This window comes from Sphingobacterium sp. E70 (genome assembly GCF_019285695.1).
Lineage (GTDB): Bacteria > Bacteroidota > Bacteroidia > Sphingobacteriales > Sphingobacteriaceae > Sphingobacterium > Sphingobacterium detergens.
The window spans coordinates 1,917,494-1,943,403 of the sequence record NZ_CP079104.1 but is presented as its reverse complement, the minus strand read 5'-3'; the positions used below and the strand labels follow the sequence as shown (position 1 = coordinate 1,943,403).

At 39.5% G+C, this 25,910-nt stretch carries 33 protein-coding genes and 3 pseudogenes; 14 read left to right on the top strand and 22 right to left on the bottom strand.

All coding sequences use genetic code 11. The annotated features are described in order from the left end of the window. Positions 1–5 precede the first annotated feature (5 nt). The 3 genes and pseudogenes from KUH03_RS13955 to KUH03_RS13945 all read right to left on the bottom strand — a co-directional run bounded on the left by KUH03_RS13955 (position 6) and on the right by KUH03_RS13945 (position 3,907). Positions 6–1,577, bottom strand: a complete 1,572-nt coding sequence (locus tag KUH03_RS13955) for a TonB-dependent receptor (RefSeq protein WP_257094159.1) — start codon at positions 1,575–1,577, stop codon at positions 6–8. Positions 1,578–1,781: 204 nt separating this feature from the next. After that, positions 1,782–2,906, bottom strand: coding sequence for a carboxypeptidase-like regulatory domain-containing protein (locus tag KUH03_RS13950; RefSeq protein WP_257094157.1), 1,125 nt, complete (start codon positions 2,904–2,906; stop codon positions 1,782–1,784). 240 nt (positions 2,907–3,146) lie between these two features. Beyond that, positions 3,147–3,907 (bottom strand): annotated as a pseudogene (locus KUH03_RS13945) (ROK family protein). Between the two features lie 556 nt (positions 3,908–4,463). On the opposite strand from KUH03_RS13945, the gene KUH03_RS13940 reads away from it, so the two are divergent. Continuing rightward, on the top strand, positions 4,464–4,874 hold the full coding sequence (locus KUH03_RS13940) for a hypothetical protein (protein WP_257094155.1): 411 nt from the start codon (positions 4,464–4,466) through the stop codon (positions 4,872–4,874). Positions 4,875–5,060: 186 nt separating this feature from the next. Here KUH03_RS13940 and KUH03_RS13935 read toward each other — a convergent pair whose 3' ends face one another. From KUH03_RS13935 to KUH03_RS13845, 19 genes and pseudogenes are all read right to left on the bottom strand, one after another. Then, positions 5,061–5,855: a SusD/RagB family nutrient-binding outer membrane lipoprotein gene (locus KUH03_RS13935; RefSeq protein ID WP_257094153.1), complete on the bottom strand. Its 795-nt coding sequence runs from the start codon at positions 5,853–5,855 to the stop codon at positions 5,061–5,063. Positions 5,856–5,863: 8 nt separating this feature from the next. Next, entirely contained in the window at positions 5,864–6,472 is a 609-nt protein-coding gene (locus KUH03_RS13930; protein ID WP_257094152.1) for a SusD/RagB family nutrient-binding outer membrane lipoprotein, read from the bottom strand. Continuing rightward, on the bottom strand, positions 6,469–6,735 hold the full coding sequence (locus KUH03_RS13925; protein WP_257094151.1) for a hypothetical protein: 267 nt from the start codon (positions 6,733–6,735) through the stop codon (positions 6,469–6,471). Before KUH03_RS13925 ends, KUH03_RS13930 begins: the two co-directional genes overlap by 4 nt. Then, positions 6,732–6,956: a hypothetical protein gene (locus tag KUH03_RS13920; protein WP_257094150.1), complete on the bottom strand. Its 225-nt coding sequence runs from the start codon at positions 6,954–6,956 to the stop codon at positions 6,732–6,734. The genes KUH03_RS13925 and KUH03_RS13920 overlap by 4 nt, the downstream gene beginning before the upstream one ends. Before the next feature lie 19 nt (positions 6,957–6,975). After that, a complete protein-coding gene (locus tag KUH03_RS13915; protein WP_257094149.1) occupies positions 6,976–7,800 on the bottom strand; it encodes a hypothetical protein in 825 nt (274 codons plus the stop codon). Then, positions 7,797–8,039 carry a TonB-dependent receptor gene (locus KUH03_RS13910; protein ID WP_257094148.1) on the bottom strand — a complete coding sequence of 81 codons (243 nt, stop codon included), beginning with the start codon at positions 8,037–8,039 and terminating at the stop codon, positions 7,797–7,799. The genes KUH03_RS13915 and KUH03_RS13910 overlap by 4 nt, the downstream gene beginning before the upstream one ends. Then, entirely contained in the window at positions 8,006–8,815 is an 810-nt protein-coding gene (locus KUH03_RS13905; protein WP_257094147.1) for a hypothetical protein, read from the bottom strand. Before KUH03_RS13905 ends, KUH03_RS13910 begins: the two co-directional genes overlap by 34 nt. Next, complete coding sequence (locus tag KUH03_RS13900) at positions 8,812–8,991, bottom strand: hypothetical protein (RefSeq protein WP_257094146.1); 180 nt, start codon at positions 8,989–8,991, stop codon at positions 8,812–8,814. The genes KUH03_RS13905 and KUH03_RS13900 overlap by 4 nt, the downstream gene beginning before the upstream one ends. 47 nt (positions 8,992–9,038) lie before the next feature. Next, positions 9,039–9,785 (bottom strand): TonB-dependent receptor plug domain-containing protein, encoded by a 747-nt coding sequence (locus KUH03_RS13895; RefSeq protein ID WP_257094145.1) that lies wholly within the window; start codon positions 9,783–9,785, stop codon positions 9,039–9,041. A 21-nt stretch (positions 9,786–9,806) separates the two neighbouring features. Beyond that, positions 9,807–9,986, bottom strand: a pseudogene (locus tag KUH03_RS13890) (carboxypeptidase-like regulatory domain-containing protein); the annotation flags it as partial. 104 nt (positions 9,987–10,090) lie between these two features. After that, positions 10,091–11,146 carry an ROK family protein gene (locus tag KUH03_RS13885; protein WP_257094144.1) on the bottom strand — a complete coding sequence of 352 codons (1,056 nt, stop codon included), beginning with the start codon at positions 11,144–11,146 and terminating at the stop codon, positions 10,091–10,093. A 308-nt stretch (positions 11,147–11,454) separates the two neighbouring features. Next, entirely contained in the window at positions 11,455–12,024 is a 570-nt protein-coding gene (locus tag KUH03_RS13880; protein ID WP_257094143.1) for a SusD/RagB family nutrient-binding outer membrane lipoprotein, read from the bottom strand. Continuing rightward, complete coding sequence (locus KUH03_RS13875) at positions 11,973–13,052, bottom strand: SusD/RagB family nutrient-binding outer membrane lipoprotein (protein WP_257094142.1); 1,080 nt, start codon at positions 13,050–13,052, stop codon at positions 11,973–11,975. The genes KUH03_RS13880 and KUH03_RS13875 overlap by 52 nt, the downstream gene beginning before the upstream one ends. Positions 13,053–13,064: 12 nt before the next feature. After that, on the bottom strand, positions 13,065–14,108 hold the full coding sequence (locus tag KUH03_RS13870) for a hypothetical protein (protein WP_257094141.1): 1,044 nt from the start codon (positions 14,106–14,108) through the stop codon (positions 13,065–13,067). After that, positions 14,105–15,604, bottom strand: a complete 1,500-nt coding sequence (locus KUH03_RS13865) for a TonB-dependent receptor (protein WP_257094140.1) — start codon at positions 15,602–15,604, stop codon at positions 14,105–14,107. The genes KUH03_RS13870 and KUH03_RS13865 overlap by 4 nt, the downstream gene beginning before the upstream one ends. Before the next feature lie 65 nt (positions 15,605–15,669). Next, positions 15,670–15,942, bottom strand: coding sequence for a TonB-dependent receptor plug domain-containing protein (locus KUH03_RS13860; RefSeq protein WP_257094139.1), 273 nt, complete (start codon positions 15,940–15,942; stop codon positions 15,670–15,672). Further along, positions 15,915–16,433: a carboxypeptidase-like regulatory domain-containing protein gene (locus tag KUH03_RS13855; RefSeq protein WP_257094138.1), complete on the bottom strand. Its 519-nt coding sequence runs from the start codon at positions 16,431–16,433 to the stop codon at positions 15,915–15,917. The genes KUH03_RS13860 and KUH03_RS13855 overlap by 28 nt, the downstream gene beginning before the upstream one ends. A gap of 26 nt (positions 16,434–16,459) precedes the next feature. Beyond that, the gene (locus KUH03_RS13850) at positions 16,460–17,104 is read right to left on the bottom strand and encodes an ROK family protein (protein WP_257096954.1); all 645 of its coding nucleotides are present in this window, start codon (positions 17,102–17,104) and stop codon (positions 16,460–16,462) included. A gap of 25 nt (positions 17,105–17,129) precedes the next feature. Further along, on the bottom strand, positions 17,130–17,360 hold the full coding sequence (locus KUH03_RS13845) for a hypothetical protein (RefSeq protein ID WP_257094137.1): 231 nt from the start codon (positions 17,358–17,360) through the stop codon (positions 17,130–17,132). A 474-nt stretch (positions 17,361–17,834) separates the two neighbouring features. Between KUH03_RS13845 and KUH03_RS13840 the strand changes: the two genes are divergently transcribed. From KUH03_RS13840 to KUH03_RS13780, 13 genes and pseudogenes are all read left to right on the top strand, one after another. Further along, a complete protein-coding gene (locus tag KUH03_RS13840; protein ID WP_257094135.1) occupies positions 17,835–18,095 on the top strand; it encodes a hypothetical protein in 261 nt (86 codons plus the stop codon). A gap of 43 nt (positions 18,096–18,138) precedes the next feature. Continuing rightward, positions 18,139–18,456, top strand: a complete 318-nt coding sequence (locus KUH03_RS13835; protein ID WP_257094133.1) for a hypothetical protein — start codon at positions 18,139–18,141, stop codon at positions 18,454–18,456. Positions 18,457–18,681: 225 nt separating this feature from the next. Continuing rightward, positions 18,682–18,984 (top strand): hypothetical protein, encoded by a 303-nt coding sequence (locus tag KUH03_RS13830; RefSeq protein WP_257094131.1) that lies wholly within the window; start codon positions 18,682–18,684, stop codon positions 18,982–18,984. Between the two features lie 159 nt (positions 18,985–19,143). Then, positions 19,144–19,421 (top strand): annotated as a pseudogene (gene rpsO, locus KUH03_RS13825) (30S ribosomal protein S15). 382 nt (positions 19,422–19,803) lie between these two features. Further along, on the top strand, positions 19,804–21,066 hold the full coding sequence (locus KUH03_RS13820) for a TonB-dependent receptor plug domain-containing protein (protein WP_257094129.1): 1,263 nt from the start codon (positions 19,804–19,806) through the stop codon (positions 21,064–21,066). Next, entirely contained in the window at positions 21,042–22,394 is a 1,353-nt protein-coding gene (locus KUH03_RS13815) for a TonB-dependent receptor domain-containing protein (RefSeq protein ID WP_257094127.1), read from the top strand. Before KUH03_RS13820 ends, KUH03_RS13815 begins: the two co-directional genes overlap by 25 nt. 11 nt (positions 22,395–22,405) lie before the next feature. Beyond that, positions 22,406–22,717 carry a hypothetical protein gene (locus tag KUH03_RS13810; protein ID WP_257094118.1) on the top strand — a complete coding sequence of 104 codons (312 nt, stop codon included), beginning with the start codon at positions 22,406–22,408 and terminating at the stop codon, positions 22,715–22,717. Then, positions 22,696–23,145: a hypothetical protein gene (locus KUH03_RS13805; RefSeq protein ID WP_257094116.1), complete on the top strand. Its 450-nt coding sequence runs from the start codon at positions 22,696–22,698 to the stop codon at positions 23,143–23,145. The genes KUH03_RS13810 and KUH03_RS13805 overlap by 22 nt, the downstream gene beginning before the upstream one ends. Before the next feature lie 25 nt (positions 23,146–23,170). Beyond that, the gene (locus tag KUH03_RS13800; protein WP_257094113.1) at positions 23,171–23,488 is read left to right on the top strand and encodes a hypothetical protein; all 318 of its coding nucleotides are present in this window, start codon (positions 23,171–23,173) and stop codon (positions 23,486–23,488) included. Further along, positions 23,449–24,867: a SusD/RagB family nutrient-binding outer membrane lipoprotein gene (locus KUH03_RS13795; protein WP_257094111.1), complete on the top strand. Its 1,419-nt coding sequence runs from the start codon at positions 23,449–23,451 to the stop codon at positions 24,865–24,867. The genes KUH03_RS13800 and KUH03_RS13795 overlap by 40 nt, the downstream gene beginning before the upstream one ends. Then, entirely contained in the window at positions 24,864–25,202 is a 339-nt protein-coding gene (locus KUH03_RS13790) for a thioredoxin family protein (protein ID WP_257094109.1), read from the top strand. The genes KUH03_RS13795 and KUH03_RS13790 overlap by 4 nt, the downstream gene beginning before the upstream one ends. A gap of 26 nt (positions 25,203–25,228) precedes the next feature. Continuing rightward, positions 25,229–25,459, top strand: coding sequence for a hypothetical protein (locus tag KUH03_RS13785; RefSeq protein WP_257094107.1), 231 nt, complete (start codon positions 25,229–25,231; stop codon positions 25,457–25,459). A 220-nt stretch (positions 25,460–25,679) separates the two neighbouring features. After that, a complete protein-coding gene (locus KUH03_RS13780; protein WP_257094105.1) occupies positions 25,680–25,805 on the top strand; it encodes a hypothetical protein in 126 nt (41 codons plus the stop codon). Positions 25,806–25,910: the final 105 nt, after the last annotated feature.

Here is a 25,910-nt window from a genome sequence, read left to right as displayed (position 1 = left end):
CCCGCTTAAATGTACATCGTTGGTTTTCCTGTGTTCGCATTAACACCTGGGAGTGTAATGCCACTTTCTCTGTATGGAAGCGTATTCTCATAAAGCCCCGAAGCCATTCCATATTTAAGGTTTTCAGAGACCATTTTACCACCAAAACGGTAATCAGCCGTGAAATCTAAGCTAAAGTTTTTATAATTGAAGGTATTCGTCCATCCACCAATCGCTTTAGGCATAATATTGCCGACCATTTTGTATTTGGATTTATCCATTACATAGAATCCTTCATCCGAAATAAGATTATTGCCATTGGCGTCTTTAGCGATATCGTATACATAGATATTTCCCAAAGTTTCTCCTGCTTTTGCCGTAATTTTTAATGAATTGGCATCAGCCGAATAAAAAACCAATTCGTCAACACCAGACAATAGTTCTTTGACTTTAGAGCGATTGAAAGAATAATTTAGTCTAGAAGTCCAAGTGAAATTTTCATTTTGGATAGGTGTTCCGTTAATAGATAGTTCTAAACCGTGGTTGGCTATTTTTCCAATATTGAGGAGTTGAGATGTCGCTCCTGTTGATGCAGGTGTTGTCAACCCAAGAATTTGATCTTCGATGTAGTTGTTGTAATAACTAGCATCTAGTCCTAATCTATTTTTTAGAAATTTCAATTCCAAACCGAATTCCATTTCGTATTTCCTCTCTGGTCTGAGATCTAGATTACCGTATCGATTTTTGTAGGTTAATGCTGGTATAGCGCCATTCACAGTTAATAAAGGAGCTTGAGTGTAGGCGATATTTGCCTCATAAATAGCCGCATCATTACCTACGATACCATATGAAGCACGTAACTTACCATAGGTAAACTTGTCGGATTTGATATTAAATGCATCACTAAAAATAAAACTACCGCTAAGGGAACCATATTGATAGTTGTTGTTTTGTGTAGGAAGAGTTGATGAATATTCTGAACGGTATGTTCCGTCTAGATAAGCAAAGCCTTTGTAACCAATGTTTAATGAACCAAAGTAAGCGTATTTAAGCATTTCTTTTCGAGCATTCGTCGTGGTTGCCTGCGCTAAGCTATTACTTAAACTAAACCAATTCTCAGTTACAAGTCCGGAAGCGGTGCTTGATGATTGATCATCATAATTTTCTGATCGAGATTGAAAACCAACACTAGCAGAATAGTCGAAATTCTCATTGATCTTATTGCTATATGTCATCATTAAATCGCCATATAAAATTGAGTAGGCTCCTTTGGTGGTTGAATAACCTCCCGTGCTGCTTGATGGCGAATTGTACTTTGTTGCATTCTCAGTATACTGCTTATTTGTACTGGTTGCTGACGTAAAGTCATTTCCTATTCTACCTCTGAATTTGAGGTGATCAACCACATCCCAGTTTAATGTAGCACTGGTTAAGATACGGTTTTCAACTTCATCATAACTGTTCTTATATTGATTCCAGAAATAATCCAATAGATTTGATGCACGCATCGTGTAGATAAAATCTTCTGGTCGTCCTGTTCCTAATTTAGAATACTTATAACCATCTGATGTTTGATACGCTTTTTTCATAGCGGCCATATCTTCAGTTCGACTGAAGAAGCCGTCAAAACTACCAAGTACCTGACCCAATAAATATGTTCTATTATGTGTATTGGTGTTGATATAATTCGCTACGATATCAGTGGATAAACGGTTACTTAGCTTTAGGAACTATTTAAATTAAACGTGTTTTTGTTTGTTTGCTTCCAGGACTGGTACTTTTGTAATCCATACGGGTCGCACTCAAACGATAATTGAGTTTTTCAGTCTGATTTGATATTCCAACGTTTGCGGTGGAGTTGTATCCTTTGTCGAAGACATCATAGTAATTGTTTTTGCGTGCGACATAAGGTCTAACCTGACCATCCCACCACAGGACGTCTTCTCCCGTAAATTTTGGACCAAAACTTGCGTAGGATCTAAAGTAAGGTCTCCGGCCGCTCGGGGATTTAGGATCAAGAATCCAACCTTCTGCAGTAGCGCCATTGGTAACATTGATACCTGCATCATAGCCTGGGCCATATTCATTTTGAAATTTTGGTAAAAACGCTGCGCGCTCAATGATCCAGTATAATTAAAATCGACTCCTAGACCACGTCCTTTTGTTCCCTTTTTTGTTGTAATCACAATCACCCCACTTGCAGCATCCGAACCATATAATGCACTGGCAGCTGCACCTTTTAAAATGGAGATGTTATCAATATCTGCAGGATTGATATCCAGCATCCCGTTTCCTCGGATTCGTTGATCGCGATCGAAGTTGTTGTTGTTGGCCCCGGCGGCACCATTTTGTTGATCGTTTCGGATAATAATTCCGTCCACAACGTAAAGCGGTTGGCGTTGGTAGTTTAATGAATTAATACCACGAATCTGCACATTTACAGCACTGGCTGAACCACCGGGTGCGGTGGTAATTTTTACGCCAGGTGCTTTACCATATAACGCCGAACCGAAGTTGGTATTTCCGGCTTTTGTAATTTCATCAGCCTTAATATTGCTTACCGCATATCCCAGGGCCTTAGATTCGCGTTTTATGCCCATCGCTGTTACAACGACTTCATCGAGTGCCGCTGCATCGGAGGTCAATGTAATATTGATCGCTTTATTTGATCCAACGACAATTTCTTGTGTTTTGTATCCAACAATTGAAATTCTTAATGTTTCACCTTGGGCAGCTTGAATAGTAAAAGATCCATTGGCGATTGTCTGTGTACCCTTTGTCGTTCCCTTTACTGTTACGGTCACCCCAGAGATAGGCCCATTAGCGTCTGAAACAATTCCAGTAATGCTTTGCTGCGCGTAAAGGGATGTGGCACTAAATAGTGTACATAAGGCCAATCCGGCAGTTCTTTTGTAAAATAGACTCATGTTTTAGGTATTTGTGTAAATTATTAGTTTATTATGCGTGCTATATATTTTTCGATTACCAATGCTGTTGTACCCAGTTGTTGAGCGCATTTGTGCAAGTTGGAGATACTGAGCATTGTTTCTTTTGCAATTTTTGGAATGCTGTATTCATTGATAGCAACTTGGATATGCGGTGTTAATATTTGACCTATCTCAGCCCCCTTCCGCTTATGATTATTTTGTGAGGATTGAGGATATGAATTAGTGTGGATATTCCTTTCCTAGTAAATAACCGATTTTTCCCGTGTTATTAATGGCAACTTGATCTCCGATTTTGACGGCCTCTATGAGTGCTTCAATTTTATTGTTATGTTCCCCTTCAAGTTTTTCATAAATTGAATATTCACCCTTTTTGATGTCATTTTGAATATTGCGAATAGCGGCACTAATGGACGCTTCGACTTCGAGACATCCTCTTTTTCCACAAGAACACAATGTCAATGTATCAGAAAGCGGGATATGACTGAATTCGCCAGCAAATCCTGAAGTTCCCTTAAATATATCATCGTTGATAAGGATACCTAGACCAACACCCCAATTAAGATTAATAACCAGCGAATGTTGAGAAGCTTGTGCTGCGCCGAATTTTTCTCAGCCCGTGCAACACAACGGGAATCATTGTCTATAGTAGCAGGAATATTGAATTTAAACTCAATTTGCTCACGGATGTTGTATAAGGGAGAATATTCGTTATATGATTCATTTAGTCCAGTTTCAGAATTGACAAATCCGGGCATACTAATTCCGATGCCTATAATCAATTGCGTATTTATTTGATGTGTTGAAAGAAAATGAGCCAGGCCGTCTATAATTAAGTTCGAAGCTTTTGGATCCTTTAGATCAATTGGAATGTTATTTTCAGCGCAAAGTACCTCCGCTCTTAAATTCGTTGATGCTATTGAAGTGTAAAACTGGTCAATCGATATACTGATGACAATATGAGGTAAGTCTTCATTTAACATATATTGAATAGCCTTTCTCCCCGGTAGATGCGGCATATCCTTTTTCGACGATGATGTCTTTTGTCAACAAACCATTCAGCTGTTTTGTAACGGAAGGTATGCTCCTGGATAGGGTGTTTGCAATTTCCGCAATCGGTTGCATCGGCCGGTAATACAAATTTTTAATATATCGACAACCATATTAGTTCAACTTCAGTGAATAGTGATTTTGGTTTGTAAGTTTAAACAGATATTATTTTACCTAATATCTAAGTTAGTATGCACAACATTAGTCTTTCCCAAGTCCGAATAACTGAATGAGCTGCGATCCAGACTAGGTTGATGTGATAAAGATATGTAGTATTTCTATTAAGTTCAAAATTCTTTTTAAATTTTTTAAAAGAAATGTTAAAATTATACACATAATACATAAGATGGCTATGTCTTATTGTAAAATTGAGAATATAATATGTAACAAATTGTTTATATTTATATAGGGTTTGATCAGATTTCAAGCCGATTACCTTCAATTATAAATAAACAATTATGAAAAAAATCAAGTTTTCAAAAGCTTGCTATGCTTAGAGCTATCCTAAGCTTTGGCTTCACAAAGGCAGATTTAAATTCTAATGCCGAACGGTATTTAACGGCTCCTTCTTCAAAATCGAAAATGGTTATTAAGGCAACTCTGCCAACGGTACTGAATGGGATATGGAGCGAATCGGCCACAATAGGTTCAGGTCCGATGCCGGCTATGAATTTCGTTGCTTTATACCCCAATAGATGTACAGATGCCATAGATACGGAATGGCAGGTTTCACCTTCGGCAACAATTACATACGATTCGGGATTGGATTGTCTCTTGGAAAACCATACTGGTGTACGGATACAATTTTCTAATAGCGGTACATATACAGTTTCGGCGCGGGTAAAAAATAAAGATGGGGTTTGGACGAATTGGGCTTATACGACAATTACCAAGATGTAGACTCAAATGATTTTTTCAGGACGATCTAATTGGTAACATATCGGATATCCGCATCATTATGATTAGATTGATGACTCAGATAAATTCAAAATGGTCGTATTGAAAAATTCGGGCAGAAAGGCTATATAAAAAAGGAGGTGTAACATAAGATACACCTCCTTTAAATTTGACTTGTCGTCTAAAAAATTATTTCTGTTTTGCCCACCAAAGTGGTGTCAAGACTTTATCAGCACCACCCAATAGCGATACCGCATTTTGGTATTCAGCAGGATCAGTATCCCTAAATGAAGAAGGGAATGCTAATCGTTGCGGAAAGAATTTGATATTGCTTGTCATAAAGTTTGCTGATGTAAGATCAGGTAAGTTCGGTAAAGCATTTTCAATCGCAGGATTTTCATAGAAAGGTAAACCCAATCTTCTTTGATCATTCCAGGACTCTAAAGGTAACCAAGGTAAATTAGCGATGAATTTTTGAGTAATAATTTTCGTCAATAAGTCATTGCGTACTGTACCATTTTTGTAAAGTGAGTTGACTGGGTATTTAATGCTTACTGTACCGGCAGCATTGGTGTAACCATCGATATAATCCATGGTATGTGCATCACCTGGTTCCGCAATATGTGTGAAACTAACTGATGTACCTACTCTGTTATAGTCTGTAGAGCTTAGGTATTCCGAAGCAAACTGACCTACGCCCCAGTAATCGAAATTGGCTCTGACACCACTCTCATAGGCTGCCTGCGCGGATGTCCCTGTGATCCATCCTTTTAGAGATGCTTCAGCTAAAAGGAAATAGGTTTCCCAGTTGGCAAAGAAGATGCGACTATTTGCACTTCTTCTGAACTGAACCGCGATTGCTGGAACTTTACCAACTAATGTGCTTCTTAAACGGTTGTTTGTTCCCTTTGCAGCCCAGTCACCTAATGAAAATGCATTCCAGGTATATTTTGTATTTATCGCAATTTTGGCATTACCATTCACTAAGGTATCTACCGTTTTTTAGAGTCATCTCCATTATCAAAGAAATTTTGATTGTTAAAATCTCCAGGGATAAAGAATGCTTTTAACGCACGCGGATCTATTTTATTTGGAAGACCATCCAGCCAGTAACCAGCAGAAGGATCATTAGTCATGCTGGTGAAATGGTTACTGTAACGCTTGCCAATGTAGTTCTCGGCTTTGATTGAAGATTTCAAATCTTGAGCAACTTGCTTTTCTGTTTGAATACCACCTAATCCAAGATATAGATTATTTAATGTCGCCGAAAGGGCCTGGTAGTTCCAGCTACGACTCATGACACCCGTCAATGGATCCCAACCGTCTTTCTCGGCAACAGTGAAATTGTCCGCTGTATTGCTAATGTACTTATTGGTAGCGACAGCGGCTTCAAACTCTGATTTTGCTTTGTTTGCATCAACTTCAGATAGGCGCATCGCCAAACGCATCCGCATTGAGTTGGCATATTTGATCCACTTCTCGTCATTAAAGCCGTACGCTCGGTCAAACTTGACAACATCGTCAGGAACCTTTATGCCGGGTTTTATCTTGGAAGTTGCATCTTTAAGTTCCTCGAAAAGATAGTAGTAAACATCTTTCACCGAACTGTATTTAGGATTAACGCCTTCTGCAAATGCAATAGGGTAGGACCAAAATTATCCGTTACCTCACTGATCAGGTATGCTCTCCAGATACGGGAAATCTGTAATAAATTATTGGTATAATCTTTTGCGGATCCAGCGTTGATTTCATTGGTAGCAACTTCAATTCCTTTGGTTGCATTTTTGATCCATTCAGCTGAATATCTATAATACTCTTTAGACCAATCATCATTTACTGTTCCAGTAGCTAAACCGTTGGTCATATGCTGTCTTCCAGTAGTCTTCCAGTCGAGGACAAAGATACGTTCAGCGATATTGGGATCTTGTTGTGCGCCCGTAAGTGAATTGTTAAAAAGAATTCTATTTTGACCTGATCGTCATTGGCCTTATAAGGGTTGACGTTCATCTCTTCAAATTTAGAGCATGAGCTGATTACTCCTCCCAGAAGTACTGCAAAACCTATTTTTGATATGATATTTTTCATGATTTATCGTTTTTGTTGATTAGAAGCCTAAAGTGACATTAAGGAAGAATGATCTGGATGTTGGTGTAGAGAAGTTCTCAAAGCCTGTCGCATTCGAATTGATTGCAAATACAGATTCTGGATCTACACCATTTGCATAACTTTTGATCATCCAAAGATTATTTCCTGTCAAGCTAACTTTAGCGCGTTGTACAATGCTGTTGCCCAGTATGCTTTTTGGGAAATTATAGCTTAATGTCACATTTCTCAAACGGATATTGGTTGCGTCATACACATTTTGTTCTGTAATACCGTAGTTTCCTGATGTGGTAGTCACTTGTGTCCAATATAATTGTTGCGTGGTCTGCACGGAATTTTTTGTGTAAGATCCATTAGAGGCAATCACACCATCCACGACAAATGGATTGCGCTCACCATTTGGAGCTGTAACTGCAGCACTACCATTTGCCTGTAGATTTAGATTTGTCCCAGAGAAAAATTCACCGCCAAATCTTCCGTCTACCTGGAAGCTTAATCCAAAGTTTTTGTAAGCAAAATTATTGTTCCAGCCTACCAATGCTTTAGGTGCTTGGTTTCCAAGTTTGTGAAGACCGCTTGCAGCCTGTGGCAGTCCACTGCCATTTAAGATCAATTGACCATTAAATTCACTGTTCGGATCCTCAACCCGTAAGAATTTTGTGCCATAAATATCACCATATAATCCACCTTCAAGTGCACGGATAGAAACGTTGTCATAAGATCCTAATGGATACATATCTACACCGTCAGCAAGACTGATGATCTTATTTCTGTTTCTTGAAAAGTTCAGGCTGGAATTCCATGTTAACTGATCTTTATTGGTCAATATTCTTCCGTCAATACGATTTCAAAACCCGAGTTTTGAATATTTCCAGCATTGATTTTTTCGTATTCATAACCACTGTAAGGGTTCATTGGAAGATCAATCAACTGGTTGGTTGCATTGGTTTTATACCAGGCAAAATCTAATCCTAATCGGCTGTTGAATAACCGGGTGTCGAAACCAAATTCGATGGTTTTGATTAGCTCGCTCAGGATGCTAGGGCTATATTTGGTATTCCCCATACCAGCGGTGGTATTACCATTTGGATCTTTTCAATGTTGTAAACATTATACAATTGGAAAGATGGAAGATCGTTACCAACTTCAGCATAAGATCCTCTCAATTTCGCAAAAGATAACCAGCTAGGTAATGAGCCCCCAGTTTTGTTAATCATATCCGAAATTACCCATGATCCACTTACGGAAGGGTAGAAGAAAGATCTGTTGTCCAATCCTAGCGCTGATGACCAGTCATTTCTTCCAGTCACATTAAAGAATAGGTAGTTGTCGTAATTGATTTCCGCGGTAGCGTATAGTGAGTTGATCTGCTTTTGCAATAAACTCTGTTCGATCGTAGGAAAAGATTTACTGTTGTTGATGTAGAACAAGTTTGGAACCTGAAGTTCTCCTGTACTTGCATCTATCCCAGTAGATCTCGTTTTCATAATTTGTCCGAATACAGAAGCAGATCCACCCCATTTTCCAATCAAATTATCTTTACGTGCATTTAAAGCTACAGTGAAGTTGTTTTCAAAGAATGTATTTTTACCAACTCCATAACTACCACCTGTAATCAATGGGCTACCGCCGTAAGTTTTGTTTTCATAATTGGTTGTATACTGATCACGCCCAAATCTTGCTTCCGCATCCAACCAATCATTGAATTTGTACTTGATGTTTCCATTCATGATAAAACGGTCACGGATATCGTTATTTAAACGGTATTTTTCCAACCAGTACGGGTTCATTGTTTTATTTTCACTTGTTCCATACCAAGCCATATCACCCACTGCATTCAATGGGTTTTAAAATCCAGAATATTCATGGAACGAGGCATGGTAAACAATGTGCTATACACATTTGAATTATTCTGTCCAGAGATAGGTCTGTTTTTGGCATTCATATTCATGTACTGCACCTTGACATCTGTCGTCCAGCGTTTATCAGGGCCAAATGATGAAGTGACCTTAGTCATCAAATTGATTCTCTCTAATGAAGAACCCGGGATCTTACTTTGATCATTTAGATAGGTCGCAGAAGAATAGATGTTGGTCTCGCCCAGCTGTTGTTGAAAAGCAAGGTTTTGTGTATGATTAACCCCGTATTGAAGTATGCACCAATATTGTCATATACCTTGCTTACTTTATCGCCCCAGCTCGTTGTACTTATTGGATTATAAACACCATCTTTTCCTTGGCCATAGCTATTTTGAAGCTTTGGTGTCATGAATATAGTTTCAAGACCAATGGTGGAAGAATATGTAATACCAGCACCTTTTTGCGCTTTACCTGATTTGGTTGTGATGACGATGGCACCATTACCAGCTCTTGATCCATATAACGCTGATGCTGCACCGCCTTTAAGGACGGACATACTCTCGATATCGTCGGGGTTGATATCGCCCAATCCGCCACCCATATCGGTCGCTGGATTCCACATGTCATTGTTTTTATCACCATTTCCTTTCATACCGCCAAGGAAATTATTCATCGGCACACCGTCAACAATGATTAATGGCTGATTATCTCCTGTAAGTGAGTTGTTACCACGAAGCGTAATTTTAGTTGAAGATGCTGGACCTGCAGAACCTTTGATCACCTGAAGTCCGGAAACTTTACCAACTAAAGCATTCGCAACGTTGGTTTCTTTGGCATCTGTAAGTTGTTCGGATTTAACCTCTTGAAAAGAATAACCTAATGTTTTCTTTTCTCTTTTTATACCCATTGCCGTCACAACGACTTCTCCTAATGTCGAAGCATCTGCGGTCAATGTAACATTAATCGTTTTAGTCGAGCCAACAACGATTTCCTGAGTTTTGTATCCAACGATTGATAGACGGATTGTTTCTCCTGGAGCAGCATCGATAGCAAATGATCCGCTGGCGTTCGTTTGTGTTGCCTTTGTAGTTCCTTTGACTGCTACAGTAACCCCTGAAACAGGTCCCTTGTCATCAGATACTTTACCCGTAATAGTTTGTTGTGCATAGAGGGCGGAAGCACTAAATATAGTGCATAATGCTAGGCCCGTTGCTTTTTGTAAAATAGACTCATTTTTTAGGTAATTAAGTAAAGAGTTTAATTCGTTAAAATGCGATTGATATAATGTTCGACAACTAATGCAGCTGTCCCTTTTTGTTGTGCAGTTTTGTGTAGTCCGGAAATTTCTATTTCGGTCATTTTTGCTATTCTCGGAATACTAAATTCATTGATGGCATTCTGGATTTGCGGTCCTAATATATTTCCGATCTCGGCCCCTCGACCACTGATAATAACTTTATTCGGATTGAGGATGTGAAGCAGCGTAGAGATGCCTTTCCCGATCATAAAACCGATCTTTCCGATATTGTAAATAACCAATTGATCGCCTATTTTTGCAGCCTCAATGAGTGCGTTATTTTTGTTGCTCATGGTTTTGATGAGCGTACTGTAGATAGAGTATTCTCCTTGTTGGATGGCTATCTCCGTTTGCTCTATGGCAGATTTTAAAGATGCCTCTACTTCGAGGCAGCCCCTTTTTCCACAAGAACATAGGCTGTTGGTGTTCGAAAGCGGGATATGACTAAACTCACCAGCGAAACCCGTAGCACCAGTAAAAATTTCACCATTAATGATAATCCCTAAACCTACTCCCCAATTCAGATTAATGACTAAGGTATGAGTACTGTCGACTCCACCACCAAATTCCTTTTCGGCCCAAGCGACGCAACGAGAATCATTGTCGATTATTGTTGGAATATTTAATTCATTTTCAATTAAATCCTTGAGATGATGGATCGGTTCATGATCAGCAAATGAATCATTGACACCGAGGGTCGTATTGACAAAACCAGGCATGCTAATTCCTATTCCTATAATGTTGGTCTTGTTTACATTGTGACTATTGATAAGCATCTTGAGCGCTTCAATAATCTTAGGGCCAGCAGCGGACTCGTTGAGGTCTATTAGAATGTCTACTTGCTCATATAGGATCTCCTGTCTCAGATTGCTGATATGGATGGATGTATAGAATTGATCAATGGATATGCTTACAATGAGTTGATCGACCTCATCATTTAATGCATATAATGCAGCTCTTCTGCCGCCAGTGGATGCGGCTAAACCCTTGTCTGTAATAATGTGCTGATCTAACAATTCATTAATTGCCTTTGTAACTATAGGGTGCTTTTTGCCAGACTTTTGCAAAGTTCTGCAATAGATAACTCCTTCAGATAATACAGATGTACAAGGATTTTCTCCTTCAATTCCATTACGTTATGTGGGGATGCGTTAGTGTTTTCCCATTTAGTGAGCGCTAAAGATATGTTATTTTTGTGTTAAGTGAAAATAACTTTTTGAATATTTTTAAAAAGTATTTTATTTTATGTGCCTAATTTTATTTTGTATAAAGAAAAAACGCCCCAAATTTTGGGACGTTTTAGAATGAATAGGTATCTATGGTTTTATTTTACATCCCACCAAACCCTTGTTTTTTGCCAGTCATTAATATCCATTTTTTTAGTGACAGCGTTTACATTGTCCAAGTTGTACTGGTATTCCTTTTCTGCATAATTTAATCTTTTTATTATGCCGAAGTCATTCTCATACAGATTGTCACTTAGAGTTGCTTTTGGCGTGGCATCCGTTTGTCTTAGAAGCGACCAGGCCTCATATGGTTGTCTAAAGTTGTCCAACCAACGTTGCGCATAAATTAATTTTAACGCATTCGTAGTGCTAGCCGAAGTTGAAAATGCAACTTTCGGATTGGCTAAGATGGTATTTAGTTGTGCCGCGGAGGGTAAAGAAGTGGGTTTATTCTCTTTCCAGACCACGCTTTTCATTGCCATCGTCGTCCAAAAATTTATTGATGACTTGACGCCATTTTCATATTCTGTTTTAGCTGCAGCTAAGTTTGCAGAAGATCCAATCCCTCTTGCCGCTGCTTCTGCTTTTAGAAAGTAGACTTCTGCTGCAGTAATAATCAATTCCGGGATATTTTTATCACGGCCAAAATAATAATTAACGTTTGACAATAAATTGCCGGCGCCCTTATCTGACCAGTCATCATCTCTTCTTCGGTTATAAGGTTCGCCACCATCGGACATGGCGACGTTTTGCGGTTTGGGCGTCCATTCATTTTTGGCATTTGTTTCAAAAAGATTTTGGCTCTTGGATCGAAGATTCCAGAACCATCTTTGTTGTTATTGTTGCTCAGCATTTCCCATGCGGTACTCCCCATGCGTAAATATATTCCGGCGTGGAATGACCATTCACGCCATTCGCCAGTAAAATTTTGGACAGCGGGTGTCAATCCTATATTTTCAATATTTTCTAGAAGTGGTAAGGCCAAAGCCTCTTGCACATGGGTGGCTGCAACTGTTCCATTTGCGTCACTCATACGTAGTGCATAGCGTAAACGTAAAGAATTGCCAAATTTTTTCCATAAGGCAATATCACTATTCAGGAGCGATTCGGATGCACCGATGGAGATTTGATCGGAGGAGCTTGTTAGGCTTGCCACCGCAGTTTTTAAGTCATTCAATAAGCTTTCATAAATACTCTTTTGGCTATCAAATGCTGCCCTGTAGTTATTTGGCCCTTGATCAGCTTTCCCCGCCTCTGTATAAGGGATGTCACCAAAGATGTCGGTCATCTTGAATGTCTTGTAGGCTTTTAGGATCGTCAGCATGGCCTGCAAATTTTGATACTTAGCCTTATCCGGAGATTCATTGATCAATTTTTCAGTCAATCGAATGGAAATAAGCGCCCGGTAGTAATTTTCCCATAGCTCGTTAGCTGCATTCTGTCTCGAATAAGCCGAATTCCCTACAGTAGTCGCCAATTGAGTGATTGGATAAATCCAAGTGTTGGAAGTCGCTTGTTCTTGAGCTCCAAGTTCCAAGCTGGCCACAACCCCATTAAAGAGACTTTTTATGTCTGCTGTTTGCGCGTCTTTCCAGGGCGCATTCATTTCATCAAAATCTTTGGTACATGATGTTACTATAGCTGTCCCCAAAAATAGTGAACTATATAAGAGTGTTTTTAGATATTTTCTTTTCATGATTTCCAATTTTTAAAATGATGCACTAATACTAAATCCGAAGGAACGGACACCCGGAAGAGCGCCAAATTCGATGCCTTGTGCATTACCAATACCATTGATCGCTTCAGGATTTAAATTCTCTGGTAAACTCGTGTAAATGTAAAATAGATCACGACCAATGAGCGATGCGGACATCCCTTGGAAGAATTTAGTTTTTTGAACCACAGATTTTGGAATTTGATAGGTTAATCTGACTTCGCGTAGTTTAGCCCAAGAATTTTCTAAAACAGCCAAACTTCTAGGCATTTTGATATCTGACCAAGCAGCATAAGATCCAGCATATTTCCACATATAGTGAACGACATCTTTATTTTCCGTTCCATCAGCAAATACACCGTCCAAAATTACACCATGATTTGCTTTTGATCCATCTGGATAGGTGTATGGCAAGCCTCCGCCATCGCGTTCCAATAGGGTCTGTGGTGAAAGACCATTACCCATGGCTGTCGAATAGCTCCCGCTCCAAATATCACCACCCCATTTGAAATCAGCCAATGCATAGAGTGAAAAATCTTTATAGCGTAGATTGGTTCCCAGACCACCCGTTAATTTTGGATTAGCATTACCAATTGGTACCTGATCGCCAGTTACTTTATACCTCGTCCCAGTAGGATTTCCTTTTCCATCCAATACACGTTCTACAAGCCGTCTATCGCTGTTTTCATAGTATTCGAAGTCTGATCCATAGATTGTTCCAAAATTGTCACCTACTTTCACTTTCATCGTGACTCCATAACTCCCGAACATCTCATCTAAGTAATACTCGTTAATGCCTGGAGCCAATTTAACAAGCTTGTTCCTGTTATGCGCGCCATTTAATGTCAGATCCCACGAAAAATCCTGCGTTTTAATCGGTGTTCCCCGTAAAGTAAATTCAATACCCTGGTTTTGGAGTTCTCCTGAATTTGTTCGTACACCAGTAACACCTGAGGAAGGAGCAACGTTTAGGTCAATAATTTGATCAGTGGAATTAACTTTGTAGTAAGTAAAGGTCAATCCCAGGCGGTTTTTCAAAAGCTCAGATCTGTTCCAAGTTCATAGGAAGTTGAACGTTGTGGTTTCAGTAAATCTACAGGCAATAAATTATTTGAAATTTTGCGGATCGGTTGGCCATTAAATGTTCCGGTACCATAGATATATGAGGTCTGGTAAGGTTTTGTTCCAATCGCGCTTTTCGCAAATGCGGCTCTTAATTTTCCATAGTCGAACCAACTGGGTTTGTTTGCCCATTTTTCGGTAAAGACGTAGCTTAAGGAAGCTGCTGGATAATTATAGCTCCTTGTTTTGCTGGGCAAAGTTGAAGCCCAGTCATTTCTGAATGTTCCCTCAAAGAACAGGAAGTTATCATACGAGATATTGGCGATTCCAAACAAAGAATTTATTTGCTGTTCCATCCGTTCTTCGGTAGGTATAAAACCTGAAACCGAACCGTTTTTATTGATATTTGCTAAATAAAATAAGAATGGATCATTGAACGGACCGTCATTAAATCCTTGTATACCGCGATAATTGGATTTCCAGGAACTTGCTCCGAACGAAAAACTCCCACTAAATTTGGATCCATTTAAGTTCTCCTTATGCACAGTCGCTAAAAAATCAAGATTTCGGTCTGTTGTTTTATAAAGTTCGTGTCCATATTTCCCTTGTAAGCCTTCTTTGTCCGTTGGGTAGGATTTCTTGTCGAATTCGTCAGAAGAGAAATTTCCTGAGGCTCTCCCCATTAAAGTTAACCAGTCTGTTAATTCAGCATTTAACTTTACGGTTCCTAATAGCTGATCACGGTTCAGTTCAGTATTGTTCATGAAAATGTTCCAATATTGATTTCTTCCATATCCACCATAAGGATACCCCATATTGTAGACAGAGCCATCTAATAAATTTTTACTGCCATCGGGATTTCTGTAAATGTCTTTTTCAAGATTTTTATAATCCCGGGACATACCGTAGGTTGAAAATTTACCCCAGGAGTTATCACTATTACCGACATCTGGAGAATTAAGACGATAAAAGTTAATATAACTAGCCGAGACGTCTGCTGTTACTTTCTTCGATATTTTGACGTTAGTTCCTAGATTGAAGGTGTTATTGTTAAAGTTGCTATTGGGAATGATAGAGGTGTTGTTTTGGCGTGTGTAAGATAAACGTACACTTCCTAGTTCATTTGCACCACTAAATGCGACATTATGGGTTTGTGTATTCCCTGTACGGTAAAATGATTGAATATTGTCCGGTTGTGGTGAGTAGTTTCTCTTGGTGCCATCCCACCATAGGATTTCTTGACCCTTCATTTCGGCTCCCCATGAAGCACCTGTTCCGTACCAGCTAAAGTAGTCCCAGGTATTTTTCCCTCCCGGGACAGTACCGTGACTAAGCCATTTCTGGTCAGTAATATTTGTTCCGGACCAAGGGTCTGCACCTGGGTATCTTAATTGACCATTAGCGTCTACAGGTAAGGTTGGAATGGCCGAATATAGCGCGATCGCTCCGCCGTATCCGTATTTGTTTTGCATTTCTTGATAACGATAGGGGTCATTGGAACGAAATGAATAGTTATAGTCAATTCCAAGTCCTTCTTTCAGTTTTCCTTTTTTGTTGTTATTAAAACAACACCATTACCACCTCGCGCACCATACAGTGCGGCCGCAGTTGGTCCTTTCAATACACTTACATCTTCAATATCATCCGCGTTGATAAAATTTAATATCGAACCCCAGTCCTGATAGGATCCACTTGCTTTGGTAATGTCATTTCCTTTACTTGTAATTTGATTGTTATCTATGGGCATACCATCAATGACATAGAGCGGTTGATTTGCTCCGGTTAATGAGGCTGCACCACGTATAACCACGCGTTGCGATCCCCTTCAACACCATTCGACATGCTGATGTTCATTCCCGAAACTTTTCCCATTAGTCCAGTGGCAACAGTTGGTGCATTTGTTTGGGTAAGTTCACGACCACCAACTTTTTGTACTGAATAGCCCAGTGATTTGGCTTCACGTTTGATTCCTAATGCTGTAACGACAACTTCATCCAGGCTTGAATCATCGTTAGAGAGGGTTACATCGATAGTCTTTGTTGCATTGACTTGAATTTCCTGAGGTTTATATCCGACTATGGATATACGTAACGTTTCTCCTTGACTTGCTTGGATCGTAAAACTTCCGTTTTCATTGGTTTGGGTAGCTCGATTTGTTCCTTTTACAGAGACTGATACCCCAGCAATTGGTCCGTTTGCGTCCCTTACTGTACCCGTAATGGACTGCTGTGCATATAGCGATGTGACACTAAATATGGTGCACAACGCTAAACCTGCAGCTCGTTTTTGAAATAGACTCATAATGTAGGTGTTTGTATGAAAATAGTTTAGTTAATAATATTATCAATCAAGTGATCAGCAACCAATGCTGTAGTTCCCATTTGCTGCGCATCTTTGTGTAGTGACGAAATTTCTATTTTCGTCATTTTTGCTATCTTAGGAATACTGAATTCATTAATAGCAACTTGAATTTGGGGTGCTATGATGTCACCTACTTCTGCTCCACGGCCACTAATGATTATTTTGTTTGGATTGAGAATATGGAGTAATGTGGAAATACCTTTCCCTAGCATATAGCCAATCTTCCCGAGGTTATTAATTGCAATTTGGTCACCCAATTTTGCTGCTTCGATCAATGCATCTGCTTTGTTGGAATTTACTTTAACAAAGGTTGAATAAATTGAATATTCGCCATTCTCAATATCGGATTCCGTGTTTTGTATTGCAGCGTTCAAAGATGCTTCAACCTCTAGGCAGCCTCTTTTCCCACAAGAACAGAGCGTATTTTTGTCAGATAGCGGGATATGGCTAAATTCGCCTGCAAAACCTGTTGCACCTTTAAAGATCTCACCATTTATAATGATTCCTAAACCAACACCCCAGTTTAAATTGATAACGAGTGTATGCGCTATGTCCACACCGTGGCCGAATTCTTTTTCTGCCCAAGCGATACAGCGGGAGTCATTGTCGATGACAGTCGTTATATTTAGTTTTTCTTCAATTTGTTTGTAGAGGTGGTGAAGGGAGGAATTTTGATAAGAGTCGTTGATTTTTTTCTTCGGGATTAACGAATCCTGGCATACTGATGCCTACGCCGATGATTTTCTTTTCTTCTATCTTACTTTCCTTGACAATATCTTCTAGCTTTTGGAGGATAATTTCGCCAGCATTCTGTTCTTTGAGATTAATAGGTACATCTTTTTGTTGGGCAATGATGTTATGGGCCAAATTGGAAATCGCGAAGGAACTATAATGTTGATCTATGGCGATACTGATGATAAGGTAGGGAAGTGTATTATTTAGACCATATTTGGAAGCGCGGCGTCCCCGGTTGATTCGCCTAATCCGTTATCAAGAATAAGTCCTTGTTTAACCAACTCGTTAATGTTTTTGTAACGATTGGAGTGCTTTTTGAAAGATTTTTTGAGATATCCGCAATTGATTGCGTCTCATTATAATATAATAATCTTAATATGTCGGCTTTCATCGGTATAATTGGCTTGTGAAAGAATCGGTTATAATTGTAATATAAAGATAAAGTATTTTGTGTATAAGTTCAAAATACTTTTTAAATAATTTTAAAAAGAAACCGTCTAAACCACTATTTTACTGCTAAATACCTCCTGTTTGTGCAGTGGTTGGTTAAATTAGGCATAAAAATGAGTTCAAAATATCTATATTTACTAGCTAATCACTTAATTTATGATGAAACAACGTTATTATTCCTTGGATGTGTTTCGTGGGGCTACTGTAGCACTGATGATTATGGTAAACAATCCAGGGACATGGGCACATATGTTTGCACCGCTTAAACATGCAGCCTGGCATGGATGCTCACCCACGGACCTGGTTTTCCCGTTTTTTCTATTCGCTGTAGGGAATGCGATGTCCTTTGTGATTCCTCGCTTGCAGGAAGCTGGTCCAGCAGTTTTCTGGAAAAAGTGCTTAAGCGTACAGTGTTAATTTTTGCAATTGGTCTTTTTATTAACTGGTGGCCTTTTATTAAATGGGAGGGGCAGAACTGGTTTTTAAACAATGGGTAGATCCAAATGACCCAAGTCGAGGTATTCGTATTCTTGGGGTATTGCAACGTATTGCCATCGCTTATTGTTTTGCTTCTATATTAGCGTACTATTTTAAAGAAAAGGCAATTATCTGGATTTCTGCTGGTATACTATTGCTGTATTGGGCTGTTTGTGCATTGGCGGGTGGAGCGGACCCATATAGTTTAGAAGGGTGGTTTGGTACAAAGTACGATATCGATATTTTAGAGTGCCGCATATTTATAAAGGTGAAGGTGTTCCATTCGATCCGGAGGGATTGATGAGTACTTTGCCGGCAGTAGTTCAGGTTGTGTTTGGTTATCTGGTGGGGTGTTTATAAAAAAACAAGGGCAGGTGGACTGGCTCTGGTCTAAGGTACCTGCTTCAAACGAACCTCATTTTAAGCTGTTGTCGGGGATGTTTGTGACTGGTTTTATCCTTGTTGTTTTGGCATGGATCTGGGCGCTTGGCTTTCCGATCAATAAAAAATTTGGACCAGTTCCTACGTGCTCTATACCACAGGACTTGCTACAATGACCATTGGCGGTATGATCTGGTTTATAGAGGTACAGGGTGTTAAAAATAAATTAACCCAATTTTTTGATGTGTTCGGAAAAAACCCTTTATTTATATTTGTACTGAGCGGAATTTTACCTCGTTTTCTGGGGCTATTCCGGATCCCGGATGGATTGGCTGACGATGGAACAAAAAAATATATTGACGCTTTTGGCTGGTTTTATAAATATGTCTGTGCCCAAGTTCCAGGTATCCCTGAAGTTGGTTCTTTTGCCTATTCACTGTGTTTTTGACGTTGATGTGGGTAATCTGTTACTGGTTGGACAAGAAAAAATATATGTAAAAGTATAGTGAAAGCGAAGAGGTTATGAAGGTGTATTTGCTGATCAAAAAAAAATACTACCTTTGCAGGCAATTAATAAATTTTTTAACGCTTTAATATTATTCAAGAGATGTATTTAAGTAAAGAGTACAAAGCTGGAATCTTTGCAGAATTTGCTGGATCAGCTACTAACACTGGATCTACAGAAGGTCAAGTTGCTTTATTCACTAAGAGAATTGCTCACTTAACAGAGCATTTGAAAAGAACAGAAAAGATTTCGGTACACAACGTGCCCTACAAATGTTGGTAGGTAAACGTCGTTCATTATTGGCTTATCTTTACAAAACCGATATTAACCGTTACCGTGCGATCATCAAAGCTCTAGGTCTACGTGATATCATCAAATAAGCTTTTGTACAAAGGTTTTTTAGGAAAGCCATCCAAATTTTGGATGGCTTTTTTTTGTTGTAAACCAATATCTTGATAACCTAAAATCAGATTACAATCCCAATCTATACATGGCCTTTCCAATAAGGTTATTTAAATGAAAAACACACTCTTTTTACTTTGAGCCTTTATTGTGTCACTATGCAAACATAGATGGTCTTTTTATAGCATTTCAATAAGCCTATTGATTGTATAAAGCGTTTTCGTTTGTTTTTATTCTTTGCTATGTAATTACATAAACATTAACGATCTTTTTAAAAAAATAAAAAGATTGTTGTTTCGTAAAATTTTTTGCATTATTTTTACTCGCAATTACTAACCCAAATAATTGACCTATAGTCATATGAAGCAACTTTATTCGTCATGTTGCATAGTAGCTGCGTTGTCGCTTACATCGATATCCAGTCTATATGCGCAGCAGTCGATCACCGGTAGGGTGACGAATGCAACAGGGAACATCAGCGGAGTCACAGTATCTGTTAAGGGCTCTTCCCGAGCTACCCAAACCCTAGAAGACGGCAGCTACTCCATTCAGGCACAGAAAGGAGAAACACTACGATTCTCTACCGTCGGTTACATTGCACAAGAAATTATTGTCGGTGATGCGAAAATGGTCAACGTGAGCCTTAAACCTGAAGACGGTTCCCTTGAGGAAGTCGTGGTAACTGGTTTCGCCACACGTAAGAGAAGTCAGATTGGCTCAGCTGTTACAATGGTATCTGGTGAGGACCTTCGGCGTACTGGTGCCGTTAATCCAATTGCCGCACTACAAGGACTGGTTCCCGGATTACAGGTTCAGCCCGGTGTAGGAGGACCTCAATCCACACCTGTTTTCCGAATTCGGGAAAGCGCCTCCTTAGATCCTTATAATAATCAGCCACTTGTTGTTATAGACAATATTATTATGGATCAAGATATGGTGCTGCCAAACCGCGGCGGTAGCCAAGATTTTGGAAATATTTTAAAGGATTTAAATCCAGATGATATTGAAAATATATCTGTCCTCAGAGGAGGGGCAGTGACGGCATTGTATGGTAGTCGTGCGCAAAATGGTGTGATCCTAATTACAACCAAAAGTGGTTTTGGGCAACGGGGATTGGGAGTTACCGTTACGCAAAATACGCAATGGGATCAAGCCTATAAAACCATGGATTTTCAGAATGATTTTGGACCGGGGACTACAGGCGGTGATCGGGATTTTGTGAAAACGCCCGATGGGGCTTTACAGGTTCCTGCAACTGTATATAATTTCGGACCTAAATTTACAGGGCAAACCGTAAAAGATTACGATGGCCGAGATATAACCTATTCGGCAATTCCAAATAATATGCTCGATGCATACCGCACAGGCATCAGTACCAATACTACTGTGGGTATATCGGGAGGTAGTGCGCAAGGTTCTTTTCGCTTGGCTTATTCCAATAATAGCTCCCAAGGTGTTACTCCCAATAATAATTTCAACAGGAATAGTGTGAATTTCAGGGGAACACAACGCTTATTGGGGAAAATTATCGTGGATGCAAATGTAACCTATGTTAAGAGTAAGGCCCGAAATGCGGCTGATGTGGGGCTGGCAATTCCATGCTTTCTGGCAATACTGACGTAGGAAGTGTACTTGTTAACTTCGTGGCTGGGCTACCTCGATATTATGACACTAAGTATTGGATGGAAAACTATATTTCACCACAAGGAGGTTGGAATCGCGAGGATGGAACTAACTTTTCAAGTGTGCTGTACAATCTATATCAAAACAATCGTGTCGTTAATGATGATAATTTCAGGGGAGCGATAGATGTACAAGTTCCAATCAATGATAATTTCAAGTTTCAGGGTTTTGCGAATATAAATTATTTAGGAAGTAACTACGAAAATAAAAGTAGAGGAAGAGATTCGGCATTCTATAACCCACAATATTCAACCAGTATAAGTAGCCGTTTTACGAAACAATTCCGCGGGACCTTACACTATACGAAAAAGATCAATGATTTTAACGTTATGTTTATGGGAGGAGGTGAGTATTATAGCTTTAGCGGAAAAGGGCAAAATGCACGTATAGACGGAGCGATCTATCCCGATATTTATCGCTTAAGTAATTCGCGAAATAGGGCCATTGCAGGTGAAGATAAACCTAATTCCAGAAATTTGGGATCGCTATTTTATCAAGGATCTGTGGATTATAAGGATGAGCTGACACTGAACGTTTATGGTCGTAATGACTGGAATTCTTCTTTGGTTTATAATGATGGCCATGGTAGCTATTCTTACTTTTATCCAGGTGTAGATGCGATTTGGAAATTCAATGAAACATTTAATGAGAAGCTTGGGTCGCTATTTAATTATGGTGCGTTAAGGCTCTCTTATGTACAAACAGGAAATGGCACGGGAGCCTATACAACGAATACTGGTGCTTATGGTACGGATGGGCCTTATCTTGACTATTTGGGCCGATCGATTTTGAATTACAGATATCAAAGTAATACTCTTCCGAATCAGGCATTAAAACCTGAACGTTCGACAAAAATTGAAGCAGGTTTAGAGTTCAGAATGTTGAAGAATAGACTAGGAGCTGATTTTTCGTTTTATTCCCAAGATTCCAGAGACCAGATTATTGAGTTTGGAACGCCTATGACATCGGGGGTTACGAAAGCACTTTTAAATGGAGGTGAGGTGCGTAATCGTGGTATTGAACTGGTCGTGTATGGGGTGCCAATTAAAACCGATAATTTCTCTTGGGATACCCGTTTCAATTATACACGTAACCGCAATACAATTTTGTCATTGCCATTTGGCTTAGAATATACTCAAGTAGGTGGGGGTGATGGTTATCAGGCTATTGCTAAAGTCGGCGGCGATTATGGTACGGTTATCGCACCTTATGGTTATGCAAAATATCAAGCTGTAGATGGGGTAATAAGCCTATTGATAGTGAATTAAATGGGAAAAGAGTGCTTTATACACCAAATGGAGCATCGACCATTTACGAACGTGCGGCAAATTACAAAGAAGGATTGGACAAGGCACCGGTGTTGGGATCTATTCTACCTAAATTTTTAGGAAACTGGCGTAATACATTTAATTATAAGTCATTACAGTTGGTTGTTGGTCTAGATGCGAAATATGGTGGAATGGTTTATTCATCAACCAAGGATTTTGGTTCTTGGACAGGGATTTTGGCTAGCACATTGCCAGGACGCTCGGAAGAATTTGTGGAGTTGCTTACACAACGGCTGCGGGGGTGCAAAGAAATGACGGAGTGATAATGGATGGTGTTTATAAACAAGGGTCAACAACAACAGTTGGTGGTAAAACAATAGATTTGGGAGGAATGACGCATCAGCAAGCCGTAGATGCCGGTTATATGCGTCCAGCAAGTGCACTAGCTTATTATGCAAACTCGCATTCTTGGTTTAGTGGTATTCGTGAAAGAGCGATGTATGAATCTTCATGGATTTCTGTACAACAGGTGAGCTTAAATTACGATTTACCAGGTCATATAGCAAAACGATTAAAAATGAATGGCTTGCGTGTTGGGGTATACGGTAATGATCTGTTCTTCCTCTATAATAGTGCTCCAGATGGCTTTAATCCATATAGTGTTAGTGATAGTGGTTCTGGTGCCATGAATGAGGGGTCAGCGATGCCGTATGTCCGCCGCTTCGGATTCAGCATTAATGGTAGCTTCTAAAGTTTAGATAATTAATTTTATGGAAATGAAAAAGAAAATCAATATATGGGCCGCGATCTTGGTATTAGCGATGATGGCCGCGTGTAGCAAAGATAAATTCAAGGATTTAAACACGGATCCGGATGCTGTTCTCAATCCACCACCCGAATATGAACTTCCTACGGGCTTGTTATCGATTCATCGAGGTGAACGGTATTATGACCTATATTTAGGGATATATTATTGGTCCCAGACCTTTTCAATCGGTTCTGGTAATACCGAAGGATCTTACCAGGCTACTGGTAATATTGGGGCGCGCTGGGGATGTTTTATAATGGTGTTGGTAACAGACTTGTTGATGTGAAGGAGCTGATTAAAAAGCTTCCTACTGATAAACAAGCAACTTATGTTCATCTCGATGCAATCGCAGATATTCCATTAGCTTATTTTGCCTGGTATACTTCTGACGTATATGGGAGTATCGCCTACAGCGAAGCGTTCCGAGGACGTTACACCACGCCTCCCATGTTGACTCCAAAGTATGATACACAGGAGCAGTTATATGAATTATTGGATCAGCAATTGAAATCGGCAGTAGCAAAACTAAAAGCGCCCACTTCAGTGACTCAGGTGAAGCTTGATGGCTTTGATATTTATTACAATGGTGATATTAGAAAGTGGATAAAAGCCGCTAATAGTCTTCGCCTCAGAATGGCGATGCGTTTGATGAAACGAAATCCTGAAAAATTGCGAACTGTGGCTGCAGAAGTGCTCAATGATGAAGTAGGGGTGATAGGGAGTGATGCTGAGTCCTGGAAATTTATTGCCGGAACTGGATTTACAAATACTGAAGATAATCCTGCTAATCAGCGGTCTGTATCAGGATCGAAAAGTATGGTAGACTTTATGTGGAATACCAGTGATCCTCGGATACGTGTTTATTTTCAACCTTCGCACTTTACGAAAGAGCGTTTTGATGCGGCACAGGCGCAAGGTAAAATACCTGCGGACTTTAAATGGCAGCAATATTACGGACAGTATATTAGCCCCGATGCAGCACAAGAAACAGATAAAGCAGCATATTTTACAGCAATAGCTTATAAATTCAACGGTCGCGATACCACAGGTCGTTTACCTTCCTCCATACGACCAAGTTTCTTTAATTCTACGCCGAATAATGGATTGATGACGTTTCCAATTATCAATTGTTCTGATGTCTTATTTATGCGGGCTGAATTGGCACAACGTAATATCTTTGGAAGCCCTGCTGATGCACAGGCCTTGTATTATCGCGGAATTGATTCGGCTTTGGTTGAAACGGATCGTGCTGCTTCGCGGGCAAAGGTAGCTGATTATCGCGCCCTAAACCCAGAAGAAGCAACTGCTTATAAAGCCAAGCCAGGTGTAGTATATAATGCTTCAAATGCACTAGAGCAAATTTGTGTCCAACAATACATCAATTATTATAAGAATAACAATGAGGCTTGGGCATTGGTAAAGCGTACAGGCTTTCCTGCAGTAAATGGTAATATCATGAAATCTGAAATCTTTATGAGTTCGGGAGGAGTTTTGCAGATGCCAAGAAGATTTTCCATTACCCGACCTACAGTGACGGATATGAATGCGAAGAACATCAATGATGCTATTGACGCAATGGAAAAAGTACCTGGTTTTGGTTCACCCAATGATATCAGGGGCGTGTGTGGTGGGATATGCCGTAATTTAGTGGTATATTTATTATGATTAAGCAAAAAACATATTCTACGATCGACTTTGTGAAACATATTTTATTTTTAGTATCATTAGTATGTAGTTTCCAGGTACAAGCCCAATATGGGGTAAAGGCAACACAATCGTTGGCGACTGTAACTGGGCAGAAATATGATCTTTCAAGATTGGAGGATATGCCACATGTTTTTGTTTTTTATGCAACAACATGTCCGCTTAGTCAAAAATATACCCTGACAATTGCAAACCTCAATATCAAATACGCCAACAAAGTTAAGTTTGTTGGCGTATTTCCTGGAGTTGAAGAAACCTCGGGACAATTTGAGCATTTTAAAAAAAATACCAGATAACCTATCCGCTTATTGAAGATAATAAAATGGTGCTGGTTGGTTCACTTCAGGCTACTGTGACACCTGAAGCTTTCCTACTTGATCGCTCTGGTAAGATTGTTTATCACGGGGCCATAGACGATTGGGTTGTGAAACTAGGAAAAACAAAACAAGTAGCAACAGTCAATTATTTAGAAAATGCAATTGAGGATTTACTCAATAATACCAAGATACTGTCAAGTTATATAAAACCTATTGGATGCTATATCGAGCGATGAAATACTTATTTTTTTTTCTTTTATGGGCTATCATCGGAGGAGTTGTTGGCTCTATGCAGCTCCTTAATGCCCAGACCTATCAGGATGTCAGAGAAATACTGATTAGTAAATGTGCTGTCTGTCATAAAAGTAAGGAGAGCGAAGCTCCTTTTCCCTTGGCGAACTATCAGGATTTTAAAAAGCGGATCCGGATGGTTAAAGAGGTTATTAAACCAATTATATGCCACCATGGATGCCAGATGTTCATTATCAGGATTTCGCGAATAATCGTCAATTAACAAAGGAGGAAAAAAATAAGATTATCGAGTGGATTGATGCTGGCGCTGTGGAAGGGAAAAAAATGTAAAATCAAAGAGGAGATCATTAGAAAAGGTTGGTTTAGCTGGTCGTGCGCCGGATTTAATATTAAAAATAGACAAGCCATTTGTTGTTAAAGGGAATAACAAAGAGC